The sequence below is a fragment of the Microbacterium proteolyticum genome (assembly GCF_029639405.1).
Lineage (GTDB): Bacteria > Actinomycetota > Actinomycetes > Actinomycetales > Microbacteriaceae > Microbacterium.
In genome coordinates this window covers 3,643,151-3,666,487 of the sequence record NZ_CP121274.1, presented here as the reverse complement: position 1 = coordinate 3,666,487, position 23,337 = coordinate 3,643,151, and the positions used below count along the sequence as shown (strand labels likewise).

Sequence of the window (23,337 nt, the reverse complement as noted above, 5' to 3'; positions counted from 1 at the left end):
TCGCCAAGGTCGACAGCCTCAAGGTGAGCGCGATAGTCGCGGCCCCTGGCGAGCATTGCTATCAGAGGATTTGTTTGGGAAGAGCGAGATCCGCCTGATTCGGGATTTCTCAGACTGTGCGTGAGCTACCAGGAGACCCCGATTCCAAGCGGATGTTGCCAATCTGATGTCGCGTGGTCGGCCGGAACGGGCTTCTTTGCTCGATGGTCGCCGCTCCGGGTGCGAGTTGCCCCAGCGAGAAGAAGTGGAGCGGGTGGTGCAGTATCGGTTGCACGAGCTTCGCGGGGGCCGTGGCGCGAAGGTGGATTCATCGGTGCGGAACTGGACCGAACGCACTTCTGCGTGACCAGGACGAGGGAGGGGTAGCTGTGCGTTTTGGTGATGAGGACGACATCGCGCGGGGCAAAGCGAATGCAGAAGTGATGGAGCTCGCTCGGAATCACTGCCTTCGTATGGAGTTCGAGCCTTGGGGTGGTCAAGGGATGCTTGAACTAATCTATGAGCTCCCCTTGAACATGCGCCGTATCAAGTGTGTGAAGGCGCATGGCTCGGGCGCGTCAGCGGTTTTCGGTCCGCTTGCACGTAGCTTCTACACTGAACACTGCATCGGCTGTTCGCTGCGGAAACCATCGGGGCGGCTCCCCACCCTCGCCGCCGCAGTAGAGAACGAGGAGCGCCAAGAGGCCGAAGCTGCGCGCCTAGCGTCTGAGCGAGATGCGGAGCGCGCTGAGGAACGTCGGCGGCGCTCACTGCGTCGCGGCGCGCTCAAGGCAACTGTGGACCCCGCGATGGCGAAGGTTCTCAGCGATCTGGACATCCTCGACACGGATGATGACGCCGACTCAGCAGAGCAGGCCGCGGCCGTACGGCGAGTTGCAGCGCTCGCCGAGAAGTCCCCTCAGATCTTCACCGATGACGTTGTGGAGGAGGCGGTCGGGCTCGTGCGCCGGGGGCACTCCAGAGTGCTCGGCCCCCTTCGTGTACTCGCGCGAGCGCGCAGTGAATGGCGGAGTGTTGTGGTTGACGCGGCGTTCGACGCGCTCGGCACAGGCTTTGCAGAAGATGCGGCGCGGGTACTTGTGCAGTTTCCGGACCAGGCGGAAGCAGCGCGATTCTCCGAGTCGGTTGTGCGCTCGCTTCTCTACGTCGCCTACGGCCCTCGCGCGGACAGCGTGGGCTTCACCGAGTCGCGAACATCTACTGACCCCGCGACGCTGAAGCTCGTCGTCGATAAGGCGACTGCGACGATGGCGATGGAGTTCGCGAAGATGCTTCCTGGACCTTCCGGAGCGTCTCCACTTCTGCTGCCGGGTGACGTGTCAAGAACGGACCCGGGGTCGAATCCGCAGTGGGACAGGGCGACCGCCGCGGCGGCCATTGGTCAGTTAGCGCTCTCGAGGGAGCCCGTCGCCGCGCAATTCGTGCCGCTTCTCATTCGGAACCTGCGAGTGAACGGGGACGAGCACGATCACTATCCACACGCCGCCGTCCAAAGAGCGGTCGGACTGTTCATTCTGCGCGGAGTGCGCGGGGCGGAGGAGGCGTGGGCGGCCGCCGCGGAGCATGTGTCGGAGGAGCAGCGCGAAGTCTTCTTCAAGGTGTGGTGGCACCTATCGCGGCTCTGCGATTCCGACCGTGGTTGGGGGAGCGGTGCGCCCACGCTGTCCGAAGTCGAGCGCAGCGAGCTCCGTGAGCGGGTATTTGCGACTTCGATACTGCGGGTCGATGGCAGCTGGGGATACGACGTCGCGCGTGCGGCCGCAGACATCATCTTCGATCTCGCGCGCGATGATCCGGGTTGGGCAACGGCGCATGTGGACGCGCTGTTGGGCGGCTTTCTTGCTGCGTTGACGGCGGCCGAGTCACCGCGCTCGCGAGTGCTGCTAATGGGCTCGGACGCGCCAGACCATCTCGCGCAGATCGAGTGGCAGTCACGGTCGATGGTCATGCGGTCAGCAGCGTCGATTCTTCTGAGTGCAGTCCAAGCCGCAGCGAAGGCGGAGCCTCAACCCATTCTCAGATCTGTGCTGCAAATGCTCAGTCTAGAACGGGAGGAGGATAGACCCATCGATGTGAGCTACCGGTTGCTGAGACTCGTCGGCGAGATCGGACGAGATGAAGGGGGGCAACCGGGAGTCCTCGCACGGCTTATCCCCGAGCTGTACACGTACCTGATGAACGGGTCGCCTGCGATGGTGGTCGCCGCGATTGGGGCATGGACCGAAGTTGCGTCACGTCATCCTCTCCCCACCCTGTTCGACGACCTTCTACCGGTCCTCATGCAGAACCAGTACGTCAGCGTGATTACCGCGTTGCTGGACAGCCTGCCCCGGTTGCGGATGGTCGACAGCGCACGCCGTGAGGGACTGAGGTACGCGCTCGAAATCTTGTCAACAAGTGCAGTCAGCGGAGCGAACGCGGGACTCGTGCGTCCAGGAATCGAGTGTGCTGCTCGGCTGATCCAGACGTTCCCGGAGGATCGTTCCGCCGCGGAGCGGCTGCTGTTGGCGACGGTGGTCAAGCTTCCCCCGCACGAGATCGATCAGCTTCTCCGTGTGAGCTGGTCGCCGGCTGCTCGGACGTCGGTTGAGTACGCCCGAATTCGTCTCGCGCGCGTCATCGACCAGAACTACAACTCTCCCTACAACCGGCGCTTCGACGAGGAGGAAGTGTCCTTGCTGGAATGTGGTCCCGGACTGCTCGGGCTCGAAGTCGCAGAGCTCCGGGCCGCGGCGTTATCGTTTGGGCCCGAACGTGTAGTTCGAGGGCTTCACATCGTTGAAGCTGCCTGGCGCGCAGGACGTGAATCGGACGCTCGCGTGCTGGCGGACGCTCTCGCATCGTCGATCCCCGAAACACCCGCGTTCACTCGTCAGCGCATTCTCCTAAATGCTGTGAGTTCTGCGCTTTCAGGGCAGTCGGCAGCTGACAGCGGGGAGCAAGAATTTGACGAAAACGGCTTCCCGTCGTTCCTCTACAACCTCCAACAGCAGACCGATGTCCGGGCCACTCTTAGAAGGGTCGTGGCCAGCGTCGGCACCACGGACCTTGCTGACGATGCTCGTGTGCTTCGAGAAACCGCCGCAACCCTGGCCGCAGGAACCCGGAGGGCGACCCCGACCGCTGCCTATTTGCGACTTGCGAGCGAGCTGTTCACGCTGGGCGGACAGCTACTTCTCCAGGAGAAAGCCGATCTGAACGATGCGCCCAACGATGTCCGTGGAGCGAAGCGTCGGTTGGTCCGCAGGACCGCGCGCTCCCTAGCGGAGCGTGTTAACACGGAGATGGACACGAATGATCCGCTCGCCGGGAGGCTCGCAGCAGAAGTCGCGGCTGTGCTCGCAAGTGACGACGAAACCGACCCCATCGAGCTTGTCCGTCGTTGGGCTGACATTCCTCTGCCCCTGGTAATCATCGAGGGCGCACCGCTCGCGGACCATGCACCGTGGGAACAAAAGTCGGAACGAGAACCAGACCCGGTCGCGGTGGCGATGATTTCTGTGGACAACCAACTGCTCACAGGTGCCGCAGTTTTGTCGCCCAACACCGTGTACCAGCTCGGCGTCGAGATGCATGTGGACGAGTGGCCGGACTGGGCCGATCGGCTCGACGTCGAGCTGGTCGGGGGCTTGTCTCCGAGCGAAATTTCGGTGCCCACGATGAATTGGACCCGACCCGACGACTTCGCTGGCGTCCTCTACGGGGAAGGTACCCTGGTGCTGCGGTTCTCGCTACCTGCAGGCCAACCCGCCCCACCGCTCGCCGTCGTTGCCAGTTGGTCAGGTAGGGGCGAACGTGGACTGCGGACGGCACGTCTGGACATCGCAGGCCACGCCCAGATCCGCTTGCGACCCTTCGATGCTTCCCGGGATGCCATGACGACGTATGACGTCGTTGACGAACGGCTACTCCACTTGTACTCCTCATTGCCTGCTGCCGGATACCTTGACGAGGAAGTGCAAGCGTTCTGTCGCTTGTTCACCGCAGTGTGTAGATCGGGCTTTCGCCTGACCTGGAACAAGAGCTATCGGCGAGGTACACAGGTCTCGGAGCGGAAGTTCCACGACGACCTCTTTGATGACCTCCTCTCTGACCCCGAACTAGAAGGTCGCGTGGAACGCGGCAGTCCACTCGGGCTGGGCTTCCTAGATATTCGCCACGACCGGATCACCGCCGAGCTGAAGGTCGAGCGCAAGACTGCGGCGACCGAGGAGTCAGCTCCGAAGTACATGGGCCAGACCACCCAGTACGCCGCCGCTGATGGTCGTCATTTGTCCATCCTTGCGATCTTGGATATGAGTCCGAAGGATCTTCCCATCGGCACACCAGAAAACTACCTGTTTTGGTTGAGGCCGGCTCTCCACGGCTTGGACAACTCGGAGGCGCCCTCACTGGTCGCCGTCATCATCGTGAACGGAAACATGCCGGTACCCAGCTCGTGGTCGAGGCGGAGGACACCGCGGGGAGAGTTCACTCCCTAGCGACTATCCCGCGCCAGCACTCAGCGAAGACTGCGAACCGAGATTCCGCCTGTTCGACGTGGTGATGCGCCAATGACGAATGTGACGGCGGCGAAATGTCGCGCGGGGCCCTCGGTACCGACCCAGCCGTACCGAGTGTGCCGATGGCTGGGCCACGCGAGCGTTGTGCCGACGGACACTATCGGCTCACGCGTGTACCCGACCGACTACGCGCAGCACGTCACCCGGTTCGAGGACTACGTCGCAGAAGGCTGAGCAGCTTCAGCGTCCACAACTTCAGCCTCGCGGCGCTTCGCGCGGAGCCTCACCAGATACTCGTCTCCGGCGGGAGTGAGCTTCCAGTAGATCGACTTGTCGGACGGTGGCCGCTTCTTTTCTCCGACCATGATCGCCCCAAGCGCCCGAAGCTGAACAATGATCGCACCCCATGTGCTGTCCGTGATGGTCGCCGACCCGCGAGAAAGGGATGGCCATCCTTCAAGGCGCTGCGTGTCATTGAACATGTGCGAGTTCCAGCGGTCGCGCAGTTCGGGCTCCGGAGCTTCATCAATCATGAATGGACCTAGGGTCTCGATCACTTCGTCCCACGTGTACGTCAGCTCCGCCGTTGCGTCGTAACGGTAGCCCTGGTCGTTTTCCCAGCCCTTCAAGTGGAACTCAAAGGAGACCTCGTCCACGCCGTGTTCGTACTCGAAGTTGAGCTCAGTCGGCTTTGCTCGCGCGGCTGCCTCTTCCTCGGCCTTCTCACGCTTGGCATCTGCGAGCGCTGCCTTCAACTCAGCAATCTGCGTCCGCACCTCGGGCGTCATCGCCTGATCGCCGCGCACCCATCCGGGCCGCGAGTTGCGCTTAATGGCTCGATTGAGACCACGCGAGACCACAGAACCGAGCTCCGCGGACGACGCATACTTCTTCACCATTCGCGACATAACTTTGGTTCGGAACGCTTCCAGCTTCTCGCGCGCATCCTTATCGAGTTCGGACTTGCCTGCAGGGATGTCATCAGGATTGCCGTGCACGAAACCCAGTACCGGAATGTCTGATGCCACCGCGTAGTCGTACTCCATCTCCGTGTAGCTGATTCCTTCGACGGAGACGGATCCGTAGCGCCCTCCCACGATGACAATGTAGTAATCGCACTCGTCGATGACCTCCTTGATGAGCGACCATTGGTCCTCATCCGCAGCCGGGAACATCTCCATGCCGGCAGGCAAGCAGTCCATCTCTAGGAGTGCCTGCATCACCTCGCGACGCTCTTCAACGAGATCGATATAGGTCGAGCTGACGAAGACTTGGTACTTGCGTTCCACGATGTCGACTGTATCGGCGGTGTCCGACACGGAGTCGGATGATGGGACGGGTTTCCGCCGGGATTTCCTGTTCGTCTCCCCGGCAGACGCGCGCGATCCCTGTGCTTGACTGGTGGGCCCCGTGGGGCTCGAACCCACGACCCGCGGATTAAAAGTCCGATGCTCTACCGACTGAGCTAGAGGCCCGTGGCATCCACCCTACCGGCGCTCGAGGGGTGCCCGCGTCCGCGGACAGCCCGATGCCCGGCCCTGCGCATGGGCCCCGCGCCCGCGGACAGCCCGACGCCCGGCACCGCGCACGGCTCGCCCCGCGGCCGCACACAGCCGTGCCTCGCATCGCGCACGGGCCCCGCCCCGCGGCCGCAGCCACCGACCAGCGCCCTCACCGCCGCCCGCGCGCCACGACCCAGAACAGGTACGCCCCGCCCACCACGCCGGTGAGGAGCCCCACCGGGATCTGCAACGGGGCCAGCGCGCGCTGCGCGATCACGTCGGCGACGAGCAGCACGGTTGCACCGGTCACGGCCGACGCGAGAAGCGGGATGCCGCCCGACCCGGTCACCCGACGCGCGAGCTGCGGGGCGGCGAGGGCCACGAAACCGATGGGGCCGGCGACGGCGGTCGCGGTGCCGGTGAGGAGCGCGGCGATCACGATGAGGAACAGGCGGACGCGCCCGAGTCGCACACCCAGCGCCCGCGCGGTGTCGTCGCCGAGTTCGATCGCGCGGAAGTCGCGGTGCACCACTGCGATGCCGACGGCGAGCACTCCGACCGAGAGGGCGAGCGTGACGACATCGGCCCCGGAGGTGGCGGCGAGACTGCCGTAGAGCCACTGGCTCGCGTTGCGGGCGATCTCGAGAGGTGCCCGGGTGAGGAGGTAGTCGTTCACCGCGGACAGGAGGATCGCGAGGGCGATGCCCGCCAGGATCGTGCGCTCCTTCGACACCCCCGCGCTCCGCGCGATCAGCATCACGACCGCGACGGTCAGCAGTCCGCCGATCCACGCGCCGGGCGCGGGCGAGGCGGTCGGCGCGATGAGGGTCAGGCCGATCAGCGCGCCCGTGGCCGACCCCGCGCTGAATCCCACGATGTCGGGGCTCGCGAGCGGGTTCCGCGCGAGCGTCTGGAACACCGCCCCCGCCAGCCCCAGCGCCGCCCCGATCAGCAGCGCGGCCGCGACGCGCGGCATCCGCATGCCCAGGACGACTAACGTCGTGCGCGCATCTCCGGTCCCTTGCAGAGCGGATGCCACCTCGGCCGGCGACGCCTGGAACGAGCCGGTCAGCACGCCGACGACCGCCGCAGTCAGGCCCACGACGAGCGTGAGCGCGATCGCGACCCCGTAACGGACGCGACGGCGGGAACGTACGCGGTGCACGGCGGAGCTCACGACGTCTTCTTCCTCAGCACGAGCCACAGCAGAAGGGGCGCGCCGAGGAACGCGGCGACGATCCCGGCCTCGACCTCGGCGGGGATCGCGATCACGCGCCCGATCACATCGCTCGCGAGGGTGAGCGTCGCGCCGGCCAGGGCGGCGAGGGGGAGCTGGGCCCGCAGGTCGGCCGGCCCCACCCGGCGCACGACGTGCGCCACGAGCAGACCGATGAAGGCGAGCGGGCCGGCGGCCGAGGTCGCGACGGCGCACAGCAGCGTGATCGCGGCACCGGATGCCACCAGCACCAGCGCGGGCGAGACGCCCAGTGAACGTGCCAGGTCGGCGCCCAGACGCAGCTGGTCGAGACCGCGCGCGACGGCGACCGCCAGCACGAGGCCGACGACCGCGAGGGGGAGGAGCTGCAGCGCGACACCGGGATCGCGGCGCTCGAACGAGCCCACGGCCCAGAAGCGGAACGAGTCGAACGTGTCGTCGTCGGCGAGCGTGATGATGCGCACGACGGCGCTGAGACACGCGCTCAGCGCGATCCCGGCCAGGACCAGCCCCACCGTGCCGGAGCGTCCGCTCGGGCGTGCCGCGAGGTACACCGCAGTGGCCGCGGCGGCCGCACCGACGAAGGCGAACCACACGTACCCGCTCGCGGTGCCGACGCCGAAGAACGCGATCGCCACGACGATGCCCACCGCGGCGCCCGCGTTCACCCCGAGCAGGCCCGGATCGGCCAGCGGGTTCCGCGTTGCCGCCTGGATCAGCACACCGGCGACGCCGAGCGCGGAGCCCACAAGCAGCGCCGTGAGGGTGCGGGGGAGTCGGAGGTCATGCACGATGACGCCCGTGGCATCCCGTCGCTCCGAGAACAGGGCGGCGATGACGTCGGGAAACGCGAGGGGACGGGATCCGACCGCCAGGCTGGCGATGACGATCAGCGCGAGCAGCGCCAGGATCGCCACCGTCGCGACCACCGTGCGCACGTGCCGCCGCTGCCGCCGGGCAGCGACGAGCGTCGCCGCGGGAGGAGCTCCCACGTCATTCAGCGGCATATAGCTAAGGCTAACCTAACTGCATGGCATCCCTTCGTTTCCCGTCTCCCCGCTCACGTTCCCGAGGTCGGCTGGCCTCGGCCGCCGCAACCGTCGGCGTGCTCATCGCGCTCGCCGGCTGCGCCTCCGCCGCTCCCGCCCCCGCCCTCCCCGACGCGGAGGCCGGGTCCACCGGCGAGTGGGTCGTGGCGCGCGACCTCGAGCCGGGCATGGGGTCGAGCGAGGCCGACGGTGTCTTCCCCCGCGCGGTGACGCACTTCGCGGGAACGACCGAGATCCCCGCCGCCCCCACGCGGATCGCCGTCGTCTCGACCGGACAATTGGATGCCGTCCTCACCCTCGGCGAGGTCCCCGTGGCCGCGACGCGGGCGGAGAACAGCGGGCTGGTGCCGCAGTACCTGCGCGATGCGTTCGCCTCGGATGCGGCGCAGCTCGACGCGATGGCCGACATCGGCGAGCGGACCGAACCCGACCTCGAGGCGATCGCCCAGGCTGACCCCGATCTCATCCTCGTCAACTCCACGCGGGGCACCGAGATCTTCGATGCGCTGTCCGCCATCGCGCCGACGGTGGTCACCAAGGGCAACGGCGTGAACTGGAAGAGCGACTTCCTCCTCATCGCCGACGCACTCGGCCAGGAGGGCGACGCTCGCGCCGACCTCGACGCCCTGCAGTCCGACAGCGGCGCCTTCGCTCAGACGCTTCCGGCGGAGGCGCCGACGGTCTCGTTCCTCCAGTCCACCGGAGACCGCACGCGCATCATGGGCGTCCCGTCCTTCGCGGGCGGTCTCGCGCAGGACCTCGGCCTCGCTCGACCGGAATCCCAGCGGTTCGACGAGACCTCGCAGGACGTCAGTGCCGAGCAGCTCGACCTCGCGGACGCCGACCACGTCTTCTACGCGGGAACCGGTCAGGGGGTGACGTTCATCGAGTCCGCCCCGCTCTGGTCGACGCTGAGCGCGGTCACCGACGGCCGCACGACGACGGTCGACTTCGACCCGTGGTTCATGAACGCCGGTCCTACCGCAGCGCGCCTCGTCCAGGACGAGATCGTGCGCGTGATCGGCGGCTGAACGCACAAAGAGCGAGCGCCGGACCCCCTCGCCTGGGGTCCGGCGCTCGCCGTCAGGTCCGATCAGTCAGTGATCGGTCCGGACATGTGAGATCACATGGCCGGGGGCATCAGCACCGAGTCGATGAGGTACACGGTGGCGTTGGCCGTCTGCACGCCACCGCAGATGACGTTGGCGTCGTTGACCTTGATCGAGTCGCCCGAGCCCGAGACGGTGACGTCCTGGCCCTCGACCGTGGTGTGCGTGCCGTCGATCGCGTCCGGAGCGATCTGGCCGGGGACCACGTGGTACGTGAGGATCTTGGTCAGGAGGTCGGAGTCGGTCTTCAGGGTGTCGATGGTCGCGGAGTCGATCTTCGCGAACGCGTCGTCGACCGGAGCGAAGACCGTGAACTCGCCACCGTTGAGGGTGTCGACCAGGTTCACGTTGGGGTTGAGCTGGCCGCTGACCGAAGCCGTGAGGGTCTTCAGGAGCGGGTTGTTCGAGGCGGCGACGGCGACCGGGTCAGCGGCCATGCCCTCGACCGAACCGGCGCCCGAGGGAACGGCGGCGGCGTAGTCGGCGCAACCGGGGCCCACGAGGTTGGCGGCCGGGTCCATCATGCTCGACGTCGCCGAGGGCGACGCGGCCATGGAAGGAGCGGTGGACTCCTCGGTGGTTCCGCCGGCGGTGGTGGAGCCACCCGAACATGCGGTGAGAGCGAAGGCCGAGCCCAGGACGAGGGCGAGACCGGCGACGACAGGCTTCTTGTTCTTCAGCATGACATTCCTCCGAAATCGTTCGGACCGCGGCTGCGACCCGTTTAGGACACCCCGGTGCGGGGGGCGGTTCGCCGTGTTGCGGCGTACACAGGGTCTTCGGGACCCCCTCCCGATCGGATTGCGGATTGTTGCGAGCCGGGGTCGAATCGGTGCCTGCATTGGCGATAAAGCCCAGGTCAAACGCCCATAAATATTCTCCGGAATATTTTCTGGGATGCCGCCTGGCGGTCGTGGGAGCCCCGGTGGGGCAGGGAAGAGTCACGGTTGCGTACCTCATGCGCGCCACGCGCGCGCGAGGAAGGGAAGTCCTCTGCGCGTGCGGCATGCTGGAGTGCATGGTGATCGACGGTTTCTCTCTCCCCGAGGATGGGGCGGACCACGTCGACCACGTCGGAGAATTGCTGCAGAAGGTCGCCACGGGCGACCGCACCGCGTTCGCCGAGCTGTACGACACCCTGTCGGCTCGCGCGTTCGGTCTCATCCTGCGGGTGCTCGTCGACCGGTCGCAGAGCGAAGAAGTGCTCCAGGAGGTGTTCCTGGAAATCTGGCAATCCGCCGCGCGCTTCACTCCGAACAAAGGTCAAGGACGCTCGTGGGTTCTCACGATCGCTCATCGACGGGCTGTCGACCGCGTGCGGTCGTCGCAGTCGAGTGTCGATCGGGACGTGCGCGCGGGCTTCCGGGATCTGGACGTCGCATACGACGATGTCTCTGAGAAAGTAGAACTCAAGATCGAAGGGCGGCGCGTCGTCGATGCACTCGCGACGCTTCCCGAAGCCCAGAGAGAAGCGCTCACGCTGGCCTATTTCGGTGGGTACAGCCAAAGTGAGATCGCTACCCTCGTCGGGGCGCCGCTCGGCACGGTCAAGACCAGGATGCGCGACGGATTGTCGCGCTTGAGAATCGAGATGGGGGTGGACAAGTGAACGAGAGGGATTTCGCCGACCTCGCTGCCGGTCACGCGCTGAATGCGCTCTCCGATGCAGATGAACGCGCGTACCAGGAGGCTCTCGCGGGCAACCCGCACTGGTCCTCCCACGTTCGGGATGCCGCCGACGCGGTCGCCGCGATCGCGGACACCGTCGTGCCGGTCGAACCGCCGGCATCCGTCCGCGCCTCACTGATGGCGCGGATCACCGACCTCCCGCAGGTCGGCGCGTCCGAGCCCGAGCCCGAGCGCAACTCAGCCGACCTCGAGGACTACGCCGCCGCGGGTCCCGCCCCGGTCGAACCGGAGCTCGAAGCCGTGGCCGTCGGGCCCTCGGCCGGGTCCGGCTGGGGTCTGCGTCGCTGGTTCACGCTCGCCGCGTCGATCGTCGCCGTCCTCGTGCTCGGCTTCGGTGCCGTCACGATCGGTCAGCAGCTCACTCGACCGGCATCGCTGGTGGCGCTCGAGCAGGTCACCACGGCCCCCGACGCACAGTCCGCGACGGCGACGACGACCGACGGTGCCGTCGTGACGGCGCACTGGTCGGCATCCACCGGTCAGAGCGTCCTCGTGACCGACAAGATGTCGGCCCTGCCGAGCGACAAGACGTACGAACTGTGGTTCGTGCGGGACGACACGGCCATCGCCGCCGGGATCTTCACGACGGATGCCGACGGCAAGGCGACCGCGGTCCTCCAGGGCGAGTTCCACTCGGGCGATGTCATCGCCGTCACCGTGGAACCCGCCGGCGGATCGCCCGACGGAACGCCGAGTTCGGCACCCGTCGTCGCGGTGGCCACGGCCTGAACGGACGATCGCTCCGGCCCGGGGCTCGGCGCTCACGCTCTAGCCTGGAACGATGAGCGATTCCCCTCGCGAATTCCACAAACCTGTCCGGCGCCCGGCGGAGCTGTTCGATCGGCTGTTCGCGGCCGACGACCCGGCCGAGGTCTCCCGCGTCGCGCACAGCACCGCCCAGGCTCTCCTGTCCCGCGTGCGCGCCGACCCCACGGTCGACGTCGTCGAGCGGCTCGTGGCGTTCACCGACGACCACGGCATCGACGACATCGCCGAGCTGTGGTCGCGTTCGCCCGCCCGGTCACTCCCCGGTGCGCTGTGGCGGCTGTATCTGCTGCAGCTCATGATCCACGACGACGCCGCCACCGCCGCGCTGCTCTTCGAGCGTGGCCGAGCGGAGATGGCGACAGTCGACCCGGTCGTCGTCGGCGCGCCCGCCCCCGCCGGGCCCGAAGAGCTGGTGCAGCTCATCGACACGATCCTGCGCGGGCTCTTCGAGGGCGACTTCGCCGTCGCTCTCGAGCGGGCAGCGGCGTTCTGCCGCGTGCAGGCGACGGGCGCCACCCACCTCGCCGACGACTACGAGAACACCGAGTCCGAGCGCGCGACGGCGCTGACCACGCGGGCGTTGCGTCTGTCGACGTACGCCGACGATCTCGCGGCCGCCGCCGCTCTGTGGCGCCGCGACGCGCTGACCTGACGCGCCGCCGACTGTCCAGGACGCGCCGCCGCGGGGGAGACCACTCCGGCGTGTCCCGGACACTCGGCGATGTCGGGCGACGCCCGGGAAGAGAAAGTGCCGGGCCGCAGAACGCCTCTCGGCGCAAGGCCGCTCATAGCGGCAGAAGATGGAGCCCGGGGTTACTGCGGCCCGGCTAGGGAAGTGTAACAAGAGCGCGCCTGGAGCATTCCCTCCGGCGAGGTGGTTGACGCGACCCGGGCGTGTCGATACGAGGGCATAGGGTCGATCCATGGCTTGGCGTTTCGCTCTCGTGATCGACCCCGTGGCATCCGACATCCGGCGAGACGACTTCTCCGACACGCTCGCGGTGATCGATCCGGACGGCCCCGCCCTGCGCGTCGGCGACCTCAGCGCGCAGCGCGGCGACGGGGTCTTCGAGTCCCTCGGCGTGGTCGACGGCCACCCGCAGGAAGTCGGCCCCCACCTCGCGCGACTGGCGCACTCCGCGGGGCTCTGCGACCTTCCGGAGCCGAACCTCGACCAGTGGCGCGCCGCGATCGACCGGGCGGCCGCCGAGGCGCCCGCGGGCGAGAGCGTCATCAAGCTGATCCTCAGCCGCGGCGTCGAGCACGGCCCCGCACCCACCGCGTGGCTCACCCTCGCCGACGCGCCCGACAACGCGCGCTCGCGCACGGAGGGCGTGCGGATCGCCGCGCTCGACCGCGGTTACGCGCTCGACGTCCCCGCCCGGGCGCCGTGGCTGCTCCTGGGCGCCAAGACGCTGTCGTACGCGGTGAACATGGCCGCCATCCGCGAGGCGAAGAGGCGCGGAGCGGATGACGCGGTGTTCGTCACCAGCGACGGGTTCGTGCTGGAGGCGCCCACGGCATCCATCGTCCTCCGCTTCGGCGGCCGGTTCGTCACCCCCACACCCAACGCCGGCATCCTGCACGGAACGACGCAGCTGAGCCTCTTCGCCCACCTCGAGCAGCGCGGCTTCGAGACCGCGTACGAGACGGTGCCGGTGTCGGATCTCGGCCGAGCGGATGCCGCGTGGCTGCTGTCGAGCGTCCGGCTCGCCGCGCCGATCTCCGCGGTCGACGGCGAAGCGAAAGCCGTCGACCACGCTTTCACCGACGAGCTCAACGCCTACCTGCTCTCGCCGCGCGACTGAGCGCGGAGACGACGATGGCCCCGCCGGAGCGGGGCCATCGCGCGGGGGAGCGGGTGCTTACCCGAAGCGTCCCGACACGTAGTCCTCGGTCGCCTGGACCGTGGGGGCGGTGAAGATCGCCGAGGTGTCGTTGTACTCGATGAGCTTGCCCGGCTTGCCGGTGCCGGCGATGTTGAAGAACGCCGTCTTGTCGCTCACGCGGGACGCCTGCTGCATGTTGTGCGTCACGATGACGATCGTGTACTGATTCTTCAGCTCGGAGATGAGCTCCTCGATCGCGAAGGTCGAGATCGGGTCGAGCGCGGAGCACGGCTCGTCCATCAGCAGGACGTCGGGCGAGACGGCGATCGCGCGGGCGATGCACAGACGCTGCTGCTGACCGCCGGAGAGGCCGCCGCCCGGCTTGTCGAGACGGTCCTTGACCTCGTTCCACAGGTTCGCGCCCTGCAGCGACTTCTCGACGAGCGCGTCGCCGTCGCTCTTGGAGAGGCGCTTGTTGTTGAGCTTCGCGCCGGCCAGGACGTTCTCGCGGATCGACATCGTCGGGAACGGGTTCGGGCGCTGGAACACCATGCCGACGTGACGACGCACGAGCACGGGGTCGACGCCCGGGCCGTAGAGGTCGTCGCCGTCCACCAGCACGCGGCCCTTGACGTGACCCCCGGGGATGACCTCGTGCATGCGGTTCAGCGTGCGGAGGAAGGTGGACTTGCCGCAGCCGGACGGACCGATGAAGGCCGTGACGGTGCGGGGCTGGATGTCGATGGAGACGCCTTCGACCGCGAGGAAGTCGCTGTAGTAGACGTTGAGGTCTTCGACCTCGATGCGCTTGGACACGGATACCTTCCTGGGGTCAACGCGCCTTCGGTGCGAACACCGAAGCCACGATGCGGGCGATCAGGTTGAAGATGACGACGAGGACGACGAGCAGGAACGCCGCTCCCCAGGCCTGGGCCTGGGAGGCGTCGATGTCCTGCCCCGGGAAGCTGTACGCGGTGTACGCCATGACGGGGAGGGTCTGCATCGGACCGTCGAACGGGTTGGAGTTGAAGTTGTCGGTGAAGCTGGCGGCGATGAAGATCGGCGCGGTCTCGCCGACGACGCGGGCCACGGCCAGCACGACACCGGTGATGATGCCGCTCGCCGCGGTCCGGAGGACCACCTTCACGATCGTCGCCGAGCGCGGCACGCCCAGGGCGAGCGACGCTTCGCGGAGGTCGGCGGGGACCAGGCGCAGCATCTCCTCGGTGGAGCGGATGACGATCGGGATCATCAGCACGCACAGGGCGATGGATGCCGAGAACCCGGAGAAGGCCTTCGGTCCGACGATCAGCGCGAAGAACGAGAACGCGAACAGACCGGCGACGATCGAGGGGATGCCGGTCATGACGTCGACGAGGAACGTGATGGTGCGTCGCAGCGGGTTGGTCGGCAGGGCGTACTCGACGAGGTAGACGGCCGCGAGCACACCGATCGGCACCGAGATCAGCGCCGCGATACCCGTGATGATGAGCGTTCCGACGATCGCCTGGAGAGCGCCGGGAGTTGCGACGACCGCGAGCGTGTCGGGGTCGAAGGCGCTGCCGCCGGTCTGGGTGATGAAGTTCCAGTTCACGACCGCGAGGCCCTTGGACACCACGGTCCACAGGGTCGAGATGAGCGGCGCCACGGCGAGGAGGAAGGCGGCCGTGACGAGGCCGCGGACGACGCGGTCGACGGCCTTGCGGCGGCTCTCGACGATCGAGGAACCGATGGCGATCGCGATCAGGTACAGCAGCGCGGTGAGGATCAGCCAGCTCGGCAGATGGAAGCCGCCGATGAGGAACTGCACGCCGGCGACCAGCACCGCGACGCCGACGAGCATCGCCGGCTCGACGTAGCGGGGGAGCTGTCCGCTGGTGAGCGCGAGGGGCGTCGACGCCGACGAGGCGGCGGACGGGGCCTTGGTGGTGGTCACGAGCGCTTCCCCTTCTTGCGACCCTTCGCCCCCGGGCCGGTCGCGCTGATGATGTAGCGGGCCAGGATGTTCACCGCGAGCGACACGACGAACAGCATCAGACCGGTGCCGATGAGCGCCGAGCGCTGCAGGTCGGTCGCGATCGGGAAGTTCAGCGCGATGTTGGCGGCGATCGTCTGCGAGTTGTACCCGTCGGTGAGGATCAGCACCGAGTAGATGAGGCTGGGGGAGATGATGAGCGCGATGGCCATCGTCTCGCCGAGGGCGCGACCGAGGCCGAGGAGCGTGGCCGAGACCATGCCGCTGCGCGCGTAGGGGAAGACCGACAGGCGGATCATCTCCCAGCGGGTGGCGCCGAGGGCCAGGGCCGCCTCCTCGTGCAGGCGCGGGGTCTGCAGGAAGATCTCGCGCGTGATCGAGGTGACGATCGGGAGGATCATCACCGCGAGCACCACGGATCCGGTGAGGAGCGTCGACCCGGTGCTCGACGGCGAGCCGGCGAACAGCGGGATCCACCCGAAGTAGGTGTTCAGGAACTCGCCCAGCGGGATGAGCAGCGGGCGCATCACGATGATGCCCCACAGGCCGAAGACGATCGAGGGGACGGCCGCGAGCAGGTCGACGATGTAGCCGAGCGCTCCGGCGATCCGCCGCGGGGCGTAGTGCGAGATGAACAGCGCGATGCCGATCGCCACCGGGGTGCCGAGCACCATGGCGATGAGCGCCGCCCAGATGCTTCCCCACAGCAGCGGGCCGACGTACTCCCAGAAGTTCGTCCAGGAGCCGTTCTGGTAGCCGGCGAGGTCGCCCTGCGACCAGTCGCCGGTGATCGCGGGAAGGCCCTTGATGATCAGGAAGATCGCGACACCCGCGAGGATGATCATGATCGAGATCGAGGCCGTCATCGACAGGCCGAGGAAGACGGTGTCTCCCGCGCGGCGCTTGCCGACGATCGTGGAACGGTCCCCGGCCGGGGGAGCAGAGACGGTGTCAGCCACGGCTGACCTCGTTCTCGGCAATGGTCATGGTGTGCTCCTCGGGTCGGGATTCTCTCTGAGGATGATCGGGCTCAGCGGAAGCGTCGACGCGCACGTCGACGCTTCTGATCAGCCCGAACCGGCCCGCACCGAGGTGCGGACCGGTTCGGATCCGAGAGATGTTTACTTGATCGCCTCGAGCGTCTTCGCGGCGTCCGCGAGGACCGACTCGGGGAGCGGTGCCGAACCGGCGTTCTTCGCGGCGACCTGCTGGCCGAGCGAGCTGGTGATGAAGCCGAGGTACGACTTCACGAGTTCGGCCTGCTTGGTGTCCTTGAACTCGGTGCAGGTGATGGCGTACGAGACCAGCGGGATCGGGTAGGTCTCGGCGGTCAGCTTGGTGTAGTCGAACTTCTTCGACAGGTCACCGGCGACGCCGTTGTCGGCGTCGACGGCCGCGGCCTCGAAGGTCGCCGTGACGGCCTCGGGGCTGAAGGGGATCGCGGTGCCGTCGACGACGATCGCAACCGACTTCAGGTCGCCCACGGCCGAGTGGTCGGCGTAGCCGATGGTGCCGGAGCCCGCCTTGACGGCCTCGACGACACCCGAGCCACCCTTCTGCTTCGACACGTTGCCCTCGATCGGCCAGTCCTTGCCCGCGGGCGAGGTCCAGACCGACGACTGCGTCGCGGCGAGGTAGTTGGTGAAGTTCTGGGTCGTGCCCGAGCCGTCCGAACGCGCGACGGTCGTGATGGGACCGGCGGCGAGGGCCGTGCCGTTGTCGGCGGTGATGGCCGGGTCGGACCAGTCGGTGATCTGCAGCGCGAAGATCTTGGCGATGGTCTCGCCGCTGAGCTTGAGCTCGGTCACGCCGGGGATGTTGAAGATGATCGCGACACCGTCGAGGTAGATCGGGATGTTCACGCCACCGTCGGTGCAGAGGGCCTGCGACTGCGTGGTCTGGTCGGCGTTGAGGGGCGAGTCGGAGCCCGCGAAGTCGTACGCGCCGCTGAGGAAGTTGGTGACACCGCCACCGGAGCCCTGCGACTTGTCGTAGTTGATCGTCACACCCTTGGCGGTGGCGTTGTAAGCGCTGGTCCACGCGGCCTGGGCGTTGGCCTGGGCGCTGGATCCACCGGCGGTGATGGTGCCGGCGAGGTTGGGGTCGATCGTGAACGCCACGTCGGAGGAGGTGGCGGAGGGGGAGGACTCCGTGGTGCCGCCGGTGCTGGAGGAGCAACCGGCGAGGGCGAGAGAGGCCACGGCGGCCACGGTGCCCAGCTGGGCGAGTCGGGAGAGCTTCACTATGTGAATCCTTCGCATGTCGGGGACACGAACCCGGTGCAGGGTTCTCCCGCACGCTAAACACCGACTCTTACCAAAGTGCGTTGCACGGGTGAACGGAAGGTGAACCGGTGCGGCCGTTCCGGGGTGTTTTCCTGGCGTGTGTACGCTTCATCCCCGTGACGACCCCCGCGTTTTCCGGCCAAGAGCTGCTCGACCGTACGAGTGCCGCCGCATCGCCGCGCACGCTGATCGACATCCTGGCAGAGGTGGCCGCACGGCATCCAGAGGCCTCCGCCATCGACGACGGCTCGGGTGCCCTCAGCTACCGCGAGCTGCTCGCGCGCGTCTGGCGTACCGCGGCGTCGCTGCACGAGGCCGGTGTGCGCCGGGGCGACCGGGTCGGCGTCCGGATGCCGTCGGGCTCGAAGGAGCTGTACGTCTCGATCCTCGCCGTGATGGCGGCGGGCGCCGCCTACGTGCCGGTGGATGCCGACGACCCCGATGAGCGCGCCCGTCTCGTGTTCGGCGAGGCCGGGGTGAGAGGCATCATCGCCGGCGACGGCGAGTTCGTCGCAGCCGGCGACGCGCTCGTGCGTCTGTACGACGGGGACGCACCGCACCCCAGCACCAACGCCGTCCCGATCGTCGCGCCGCCGACGGTCGACGACGACGCCTGGATCATCTTCACGTCGGGCTCGACCGGGGTGCCCAAGGGCGTGGCCGTCACGCATCGTTCGGCCGCGGCGTTCGTCGAGGCCGAGGCGCGCCTGTTCCTGCAGGGCGACCCCCTCGGCCCGGGCGACCGCGTGCTCGCCGGTCTCTCGGTCGCCTTCGACGCGTCCTGCGAGGAGATGTGGCTGGCGTGGGGGCACGGCGCCTGCCTCGTCCCCGCGCCGCGCTCGCTCGTGCGCTCGGGCGAGGACCTCGCACCCTGGCTGCTGCGTCAGGGCATCTCCGTCGTCTCCACCGTGCCCACCCTCGCGGCGATGTGGCCGGCGGACTCGATCGAGAACGTGCGCCTGCTGATCTTCGGCGGCGAAGCCTGCCCGCCCGAGCTCTCGGCCCGCCTCGTCGCCGAGGGCCGTGAGGTCTGGAACACGTACGGCCCCACCGAGGCCACGGTCGTCGCGTGCGCCGCGCCGCTGGACGGAACCCTGCCGGTGCGCATCGGCCTCCCGCTCGACGGGTGGGCGCTCGCCGTCGTCGACGCCGAGGGGCAGCCCGTCGCCGAGGGCGAGGTCGGCGAACTGATCATCGGGGGCGTGGGCCTCGCCCGCTACCTGGACCCGGCGAAAGATGCCGAGAAGTACGCGCCGATGCCGACCCTCGGGTGGGAGCGGGCCTACCGCTCGGGCGACCTCGTCCGCTTCGAGAGCGCGGGGCTCGTCTTTCAGGGGCGCGCAGACGACCAGGTGAAGGTCGGCGGGCGCCGCATCGAGCTGGGCGAGGTGGAATCGGCGCTGCAGGACCTGCCGCAGGTGCACGCCGCGACCGTCGCGGTGCGCACGACCGAGGCCGGGGTGCCGATCCTCGTCGGCTACCTCGTGATGGAGGAGGGTGCGGAGCTGGACCGCGCCGCCGCGCGTGCCGCGCTCGCCGAACGTCTCCCCGCCGCGACGATCCCGTTGCTCGGGGTCGTCGACGAGCTGCCCGTCCGCACGTCCGGAAAGGTCGACCGGGCGGCACTGCCGTGGCCGCTCCCGGGCGTCGACGCCCCCGCCCCGACCGACTTCTCGACCGACGAGATCTGGCTCGCCGAGCAGTGGCAGGCGGTGCTCGGCCTGCCCGTCACCGAGCGCAAAGCCGACTTCTTCGACCTCGGCGGCGGCTCGTTGGCGGCGGCGCAGCTGGTCTCGCGCATCCGCACGCGCGTTCCGGAGTTCTCGGTCGCCGACATCTACGACGTGCCCCGCCTCGGGGCGATGGCCAAGGCCCTCGGCCCGCAGCTCACGGACGACGCCCCGGCGGCGTTCCACCGGCCGACGCCGACGCCCCGGGCGACGCAGTGGGTGCAGACGCTCCTCGGCGCCCCGCTCTTCATCCTCTCGGGGGTGCGGTGGCTGTTGTACCTCCTCACCGCGTCGGCGATCCTTCAGCTCGTCCCGGGCTTCGAGGTGCTGCCGTCCGTGCCCTGGCCCGTGCTCCTGGTCGGGCTCGTCGTGTTCGCCACGCCGTTCGGCCGCATGGCGATCGCCGTCGCCTCGGCCCGGCTGCTCCTGGCCGGGGTCCGCCCCGGCGACTACCCCCGCGGCGGTGGCGTGCACGTGCGCCTGTGGCTGGCCGAGCAGATCGCCGCCCAGGTGGATGCCGTCGGGCTCGCCGGCGCACCGTGGGTGTCGTACTACGCCCGTGCCCTGGGGGCCCGGATCGGTCGCAACGTCGACCTTCACGCGCTGCCCCCGGTGACCGGCATGCTCGTGGTCGGCGACGGCGCCTCGATAGAACCCGAGGTCGACCTCACCGGCTACTGGATCGACGGAGACCTCGTGCGCATCGGCGAGGTGCGGATCGGGAGCGAGGCCACGGTCGGGGCGCGCTCCACCCTGGCCCCGGGCACCCGCATCGGGCGACGGGCGGAGATCGCGCCGGGATCCGCGGTGTTCGGGCGCGTCAAGGCCGACCAGTCCTGGGCCGGCTCTCCGGCCGTCCGCGTCGGGGGCACCGCGAAGGGCTGGCCCACCGAACGGCCGTCCGCTCCCACGCGCTGGCTGTGGGCGTACGCGTCCTCCGCCCTGCTCCTCGCGCTTCTCCCACTGCTGTCGTTCGCCGTCGGGGGACTCGTCGTCGCACAGGGCATGCGGGATGCCGACTCCCTCGCCGCCGCGGCAGGGGCCGCCTTCGCGTGGCTGGTGCCCGGCGTCGCCGTCACCGGCCTGGTGTTCGCGGCATCCGTCGTCCTGCTCGTCCGGCTGTTCTCGATCGGTCTCGTCGAGGGCACGTTCCCCGTGCGCAGCCGCGTCGCGTGGCAGGCGTGGACGATCGAGCGGCTGCTGGACTCGGCGCGCACGATTCTCTTCCCCCTTTACTCGAGCCTCTTCACCCCCGTCTGGCTGCGGATGCTGGGCGCCCGCGTGGGCCGGGACGTGGAGGCATCCACGGTCCTCCTCCTGCCGACGATGGCGCGCATCGAGGACGGGGCCTTCCTCGCCGACGACACGATGGTGGCGTCGTACGAACTGCGCGCCGGGTGGCTGCGCGTCGGCTCGGTGCGCATCGGCAAGCGGGCGTTCCTCGGCAACTCCGGCATGGCGGCGCCCGGTCACCGCGTGCCGCGCGACGGTCTCGTCGCCGTGCTGTCGGCGGCGCCGCTGAAGGCCAAGCCCGGCTCGTCGTGGCTCGGCTCGCCCGCCGTGCGGCTACGGCGCCTCTCGGCCACCGGTGACGAGTCCCGCACGTACAACCCCGGCCCGGGGCTGCGTCTGGCGCGCACGCTCTGGGAGCTGGGCCGTTTCGTCCCCGTGGTCGTGACGTGCGCGATCGGGCTCGGCGTGCTGTTCGCGCTCGCCGGGCTGTGGGAGACGACGGGGCCCGTGTGGACGCTGTTGCTCTCCGGGCTCGTGCTGCTGCTCGCCGGCGCGGTCGCCGCGGCCGTCTCCACCGCGGCGAAGTGGGCGATCGTCGGCGTCATCCGGGCGGGGGAGCAGCCGCTGTGGTCGAGCTTCGTCTGGCGCACCGAGGTGTCGGACACGTTCACAGAGATGGTCGCGGCGCCGTGGTTCGCGCGCGCCGCCGCCGGCACCCCGGCGCTCGCGATCTGGCTGCGGAGCCTGGGCGCCCGCATCGGACGCGGCGTGTGGTGCGAGAGCTACTGGCTGCCCGAGCCTGATCTGGTCACTCTCGGCGACGCATCGACCGTCAACCGCGGGTGCGTCGTCCAGACCCACCTTTTCCATGATCGAATCATGAGTATGGACACCGTCGAGCTCGAACCCGGTGCGACCCTCGGGCCGCACAGCGTGGTGCTGCCCGCATCGACGCTCGGGGCGCACGCGACCGTCGGGCCCGCCTCGCTCGTGATGCGGGGCGAGACCGTCCCGGTCGGCTCGCGGTGGAGCGGCAACCCCATCGGCCCCTGGCGCGCGGTAAAGGTGCGCGCGTACCAGTCGACCACGTGAGCGGCGTCGACCCGTACGCCCCGCAGAGCGGCGACGCCGGCTACGACGTGGCTTCGTACGACCTCACCCTCGACTACCGCGTCCGCACGAACCGCCTGCAGGGGACGGCGGTCATCGCGGCCGTCGCCGCCGAGGACCTGACGACCGTGGTCCTCGATCTCGTCGGGCTCCGCGCGGCGCGCGTCCGCGTCGGTGGTGCTCCCGCGCGGTTCTCGGCCGCGGCCGGGAAGCTGCGGGTGGCGGCGCCCCGGCCGATCACGGCGGGGGAGACGTTCGAGGTCGAGGTGGCCTACGCGGGTGCTCCCGGTCCCCGGCGCTCGCGCTGGGGCGCGGTCGGCTGGGAGGAGCTCACCGACGGTGCCCTCGTGGCGGGGCAGCCGATCGGCGCCCCCACCTGGTTCCCGTGCAACGATCGCCCCGATGACCGGGCCACCATGACGATGCGGATCACCGTCGACGACGGCTACACGGTCGCCGCCACCGGAGTGCCGGGCGCGGCGAGCCGCCGCGGGGGACGGGTGACGACGACGTTCACGTCCGACGTGCCGACGGCCACGTACCTCGCGGCCGTCCACGTGGGCCGCTACCGCAGCGGCGTCCTCGCGGGATCCGGTGTCGCGGGTGTCCCCGCGGTGACCGTCACCGCGCCGCCGGCGCTCACGGCCGCCGCGGACCGCGCCTTCGCTCCCGTGCCCGAGATGCTGCGGGTCTTCGACCGCCTGTTCGGGCCGTACCCGCAGGAGGCCTGCGCGCTCGTCGTCACGGCCGACGAGCTGGAGATCCCCCTCGAGGCGCAGGGACTCGCCGTTTTCGGCATGAACCACCTCGTGCCCGCGGCGCAGCGCCTCATCGCGCACGAGCTCGCCCACCAGTGGTTCGGCAACAGCGTCGGGATCGCCCGCTGGCGCGACATCTGGCTGAACGAGGGCTTCGCCTGCTACTCCGAGTGGCTGTGGTCCGAGGCGTCCGGTGGCCGTTCGGCCGACGATTGCGCGCGCGGTCACTACGCGCGGCTGGCCGCGAAGCCGCAGGATCTGCTGCTGATCGACCCCGGTCCCGACGACATGTTCGACGACCGCGTGTACAAGCGCGGCGCGCTCGCGCTCCACGCCCTGCGGCGGAGCCTGGGCGACGGCCGGTTCTTCGACCTCGTCCGCGCGTGGACGGCCGCCCACCGCCACGCCCTCGTCGGCACCGACGACTTCCGCGCCGCCGTCCTCGCGGCGGGGGGAGCGGATGCCGTCGACCTACTGTCGCGCTGGATCGATCGCGTCGAGCTGCCCCCGCTCCGCTGACGCCGCGACGCATCCTCAGCGATTCGCGGCCGGTGAGTCGAGCGGGATGCCGGGGCGCTGAGG

Annotated in this window: 16 protein-coding genes and 1 tRNA gene; 8 read left to right on the top strand and 9 right to left on the bottom strand. The window is 68.8% G+C overall.

What is annotated here, in order from left to right; genetic code table 11:
• The first annotated feature begins 368 nt into the window (after positions 1-368).
• Complete coding sequence (locus tag P8R59_RS18345; protein ID WP_278102222.1) at positions 369-4,481, top strand: hypothetical protein; 4,113 nt, start codon at positions 369-371, stop codon at positions 4,479-4,481.
• A gap of 236 nt (positions 4,482-4,717) precedes the next feature.
• Here the strand turns inward: P8R59_RS18345 and P8R59_RS18340 are convergent, their stop codons facing one another.
• The 4 genes from P8R59_RS18340 to P8R59_RS18325 form a co-directional block, all read right to left on the bottom strand.
• Complete coding sequence (locus tag P8R59_RS18340) at positions 4,718-5,791, bottom strand: DUF4062 domain-containing protein (protein ID WP_278102221.1); 1,074 nt, start codon at positions 5,789-5,791, stop codon at positions 4,718-4,720.
• Between the two features lie 110 nt (positions 5,792-5,901).
• Positions 5,902-5,977 (bottom strand) — tRNA-Lys (locus P8R59_RS18335).
• 196 nt (positions 5,978-6,173) lie between these two features.
• Entirely contained in the window at positions 6,174-7,181 is a 1,008-nt protein-coding gene (locus P8R59_RS18330; RefSeq protein ID WP_278102220.1) for a FecCD family ABC transporter permease, read from the bottom strand.
• The gene (locus P8R59_RS18325) at positions 7,178-8,227 is read right to left on the bottom strand and encodes a FecCD family ABC transporter permease (RefSeq protein ID WP_278102219.1); all 1,050 of its coding nucleotides are present in this window, start codon (positions 8,225-8,227) and stop codon (positions 7,178-7,180) included. Before P8R59_RS18325 ends, P8R59_RS18330 begins: the two co-directional genes overlap by 4 nt.
• 23 nt (positions 8,228-8,250) lie before the next feature.
• On the opposite strand from P8R59_RS18325, the gene P8R59_RS18320 reads away from it, so the two are divergent.
• On the top strand, positions 8,251-9,300 hold the full coding sequence (locus P8R59_RS18320; RefSeq protein WP_278102218.1) for an ABC transporter substrate-binding protein: 1,050 nt from the start codon (positions 8,251-8,253) through the stop codon (positions 9,298-9,300).
• A gap of 92 nt (positions 9,301-9,392) precedes the next feature.
• Here the strand turns inward: P8R59_RS18320 and P8R59_RS18315 are convergent, their stop codons facing one another.
• Positions 9,393-10,061 (bottom strand): fasciclin domain-containing protein, encoded by a 669-nt coding sequence (locus tag P8R59_RS18315; protein ID WP_278102217.1) that lies wholly within the window; start codon positions 10,059-10,061, stop codon positions 9,393-9,395.
• Positions 10,062-10,384: 323 nt separating this feature from the next.
• On the opposite strand from P8R59_RS18315, the gene sigK reads away from it, so the two are divergent.
• The 4 genes from sigK to P8R59_RS18295 all read left to right on the top strand — a co-directional run bounded on the left by sigK (position 10,385) and on the right by P8R59_RS18295 (position 13,643).
• Positions 10,385-10,987, top strand: a complete 603-nt coding sequence (sigK, locus tag P8R59_RS18310; RefSeq protein ID WP_175627645.1) for an ECF RNA polymerase sigma factor SigK — start codon at positions 10,385-10,387, stop codon at positions 10,985-10,987.
• Positions 10,984-11,796, top strand: coding sequence for an anti-sigma factor (locus tag P8R59_RS18305; RefSeq protein WP_278102216.1), 813 nt, complete (start codon positions 10,984-10,986; stop codon positions 11,794-11,796). Before sigK ends, P8R59_RS18305 begins: the two co-directional genes overlap by 4 nt.
• A 52-nt stretch (positions 11,797-11,848) precedes the next feature.
• A complete protein-coding gene (locus P8R59_RS18300; protein WP_278102215.1) occupies positions 11,849-12,487 on the top strand; it encodes a DNA-directed RNA polymerase subunit beta in 639 nt (212 codons plus the stop codon).
• 271 nt (positions 12,488-12,758) lie between these two features.
• On the top strand, positions 12,759-13,643 hold the full coding sequence (locus P8R59_RS18295) for an aminodeoxychorismate lyase (protein WP_278102214.1): 885 nt from the start codon (positions 12,759-12,761) through the stop codon (positions 13,641-13,643).
• 57 nt (positions 13,644-13,700) lie between these two features.
• On the opposite strand, the gene pstB is transcribed toward P8R59_RS18295, so the two are convergent.
• The 4 genes from pstB to P8R59_RS18275 form a co-directional block, all read right to left on the bottom strand.
• Complete coding sequence (gene pstB, locus P8R59_RS18290) at positions 13,701-14,480, bottom strand: phosphate ABC transporter ATP-binding protein PstB (RefSeq protein ID WP_077052096.1); 780 nt, start codon at positions 14,478-14,480, stop codon at positions 13,701-13,703.
• A 16-nt stretch (positions 14,481-14,496) separates the two neighbouring features.
• Positions 14,497-15,600 carry a phosphate ABC transporter permease PstA gene (gene pstA / locus P8R59_RS18285; protein WP_278102213.1) on the bottom strand — a complete coding sequence of 368 codons (1,104 nt, stop codon included), beginning with the start codon at positions 15,598-15,600 and terminating at the stop codon, positions 14,497-14,499.
• On the bottom strand, positions 15,597-16,598 hold the full coding sequence (gene pstC, locus P8R59_RS18280; protein WP_077052094.1) for a phosphate ABC transporter permease subunit PstC: 1,002 nt from the start codon (positions 16,596-16,598) through the stop codon (positions 15,597-15,599). The genes pstA and pstC overlap by 4 nt, the downstream gene beginning before the upstream one ends.
• 162 nt (positions 16,599-16,760) lie before the next feature.
• Positions 16,761-17,882: a phosphate ABC transporter substrate-binding protein PstS gene (locus tag P8R59_RS18275; protein ID WP_077052093.1), complete on the bottom strand. Its 1,122-nt coding sequence runs from the start codon at positions 17,880-17,882 to the stop codon at positions 16,761-16,763.
• A gap of 158 nt (positions 17,883-18,040) precedes the next feature.
• On the opposite strand from P8R59_RS18275, the gene P8R59_RS18270 reads away from it, so the two are divergent.
• Both P8R59_RS18270 and P8R59_RS18265 read left to right on the top strand, forming a co-directional pair.
• Entirely contained in the window at positions 18,041-21,979 is a 3,939-nt protein-coding gene (locus P8R59_RS18270; RefSeq protein WP_431606867.1) for a Pls/PosA family non-ribosomal peptide synthetase, read from the top strand.
• Positions 21,976-23,274, top strand: coding sequence for a M1 family metallopeptidase (locus P8R59_RS18265; protein ID WP_278102212.1), 1,299 nt, complete (start codon positions 21,976-21,978; stop codon positions 23,272-23,274). The genes P8R59_RS18270 and P8R59_RS18265 overlap by 4 nt, the downstream gene beginning before the upstream one ends.
• Positions 23,275-23,337 lie beyond the last annotated feature (63 nt).

Excerpts from the sequence above, each read along its gene's own strand:
- P8R59_RS18325 (WP_278102219.1), bottom strand. The coding sequence starts at position 8,227 with ATGCCGCTGAATGACGTGGGAGCTCCTCCCGCGGCGACGCTCGTCGCT.
- P8R59_RS18320 (WP_278102218.1), top strand. The coding sequence starts at position 8,251 with ATGGCATCCCTTCGTTTCCCGTCTCCCCGCTCACGTTCCCGAGGTCGG.
- P8R59_RS18315 (WP_278102217.1), bottom strand. The coding sequence starts at position 10,061 with ATGCTGAAGAACAAGAAGCCTGTCGTCGCCGGTCTCGCCCTCGTCCTG.
- sigK (WP_175627645.1), top strand. The coding sequence starts at position 10,385 with ATGCTGGAGTGCATGGTGATCGACGGTTTCTCTCTCCCCGAGGATGGG.
- P8R59_RS18300 (WP_278102215.1), top strand. The coding sequence starts at position 11,849 with ATGAGCGATTCCCCTCGCGAATTCCACAAACCTGTCCGGCGCCCGGCG.
- P8R59_RS18295 (WP_278102214.1), top strand. The coding sequence starts at position 12,759 with ATGGCTTGGCGTTTCGCTCTCGTGATCGACCCCGTGGCATCCGACATC.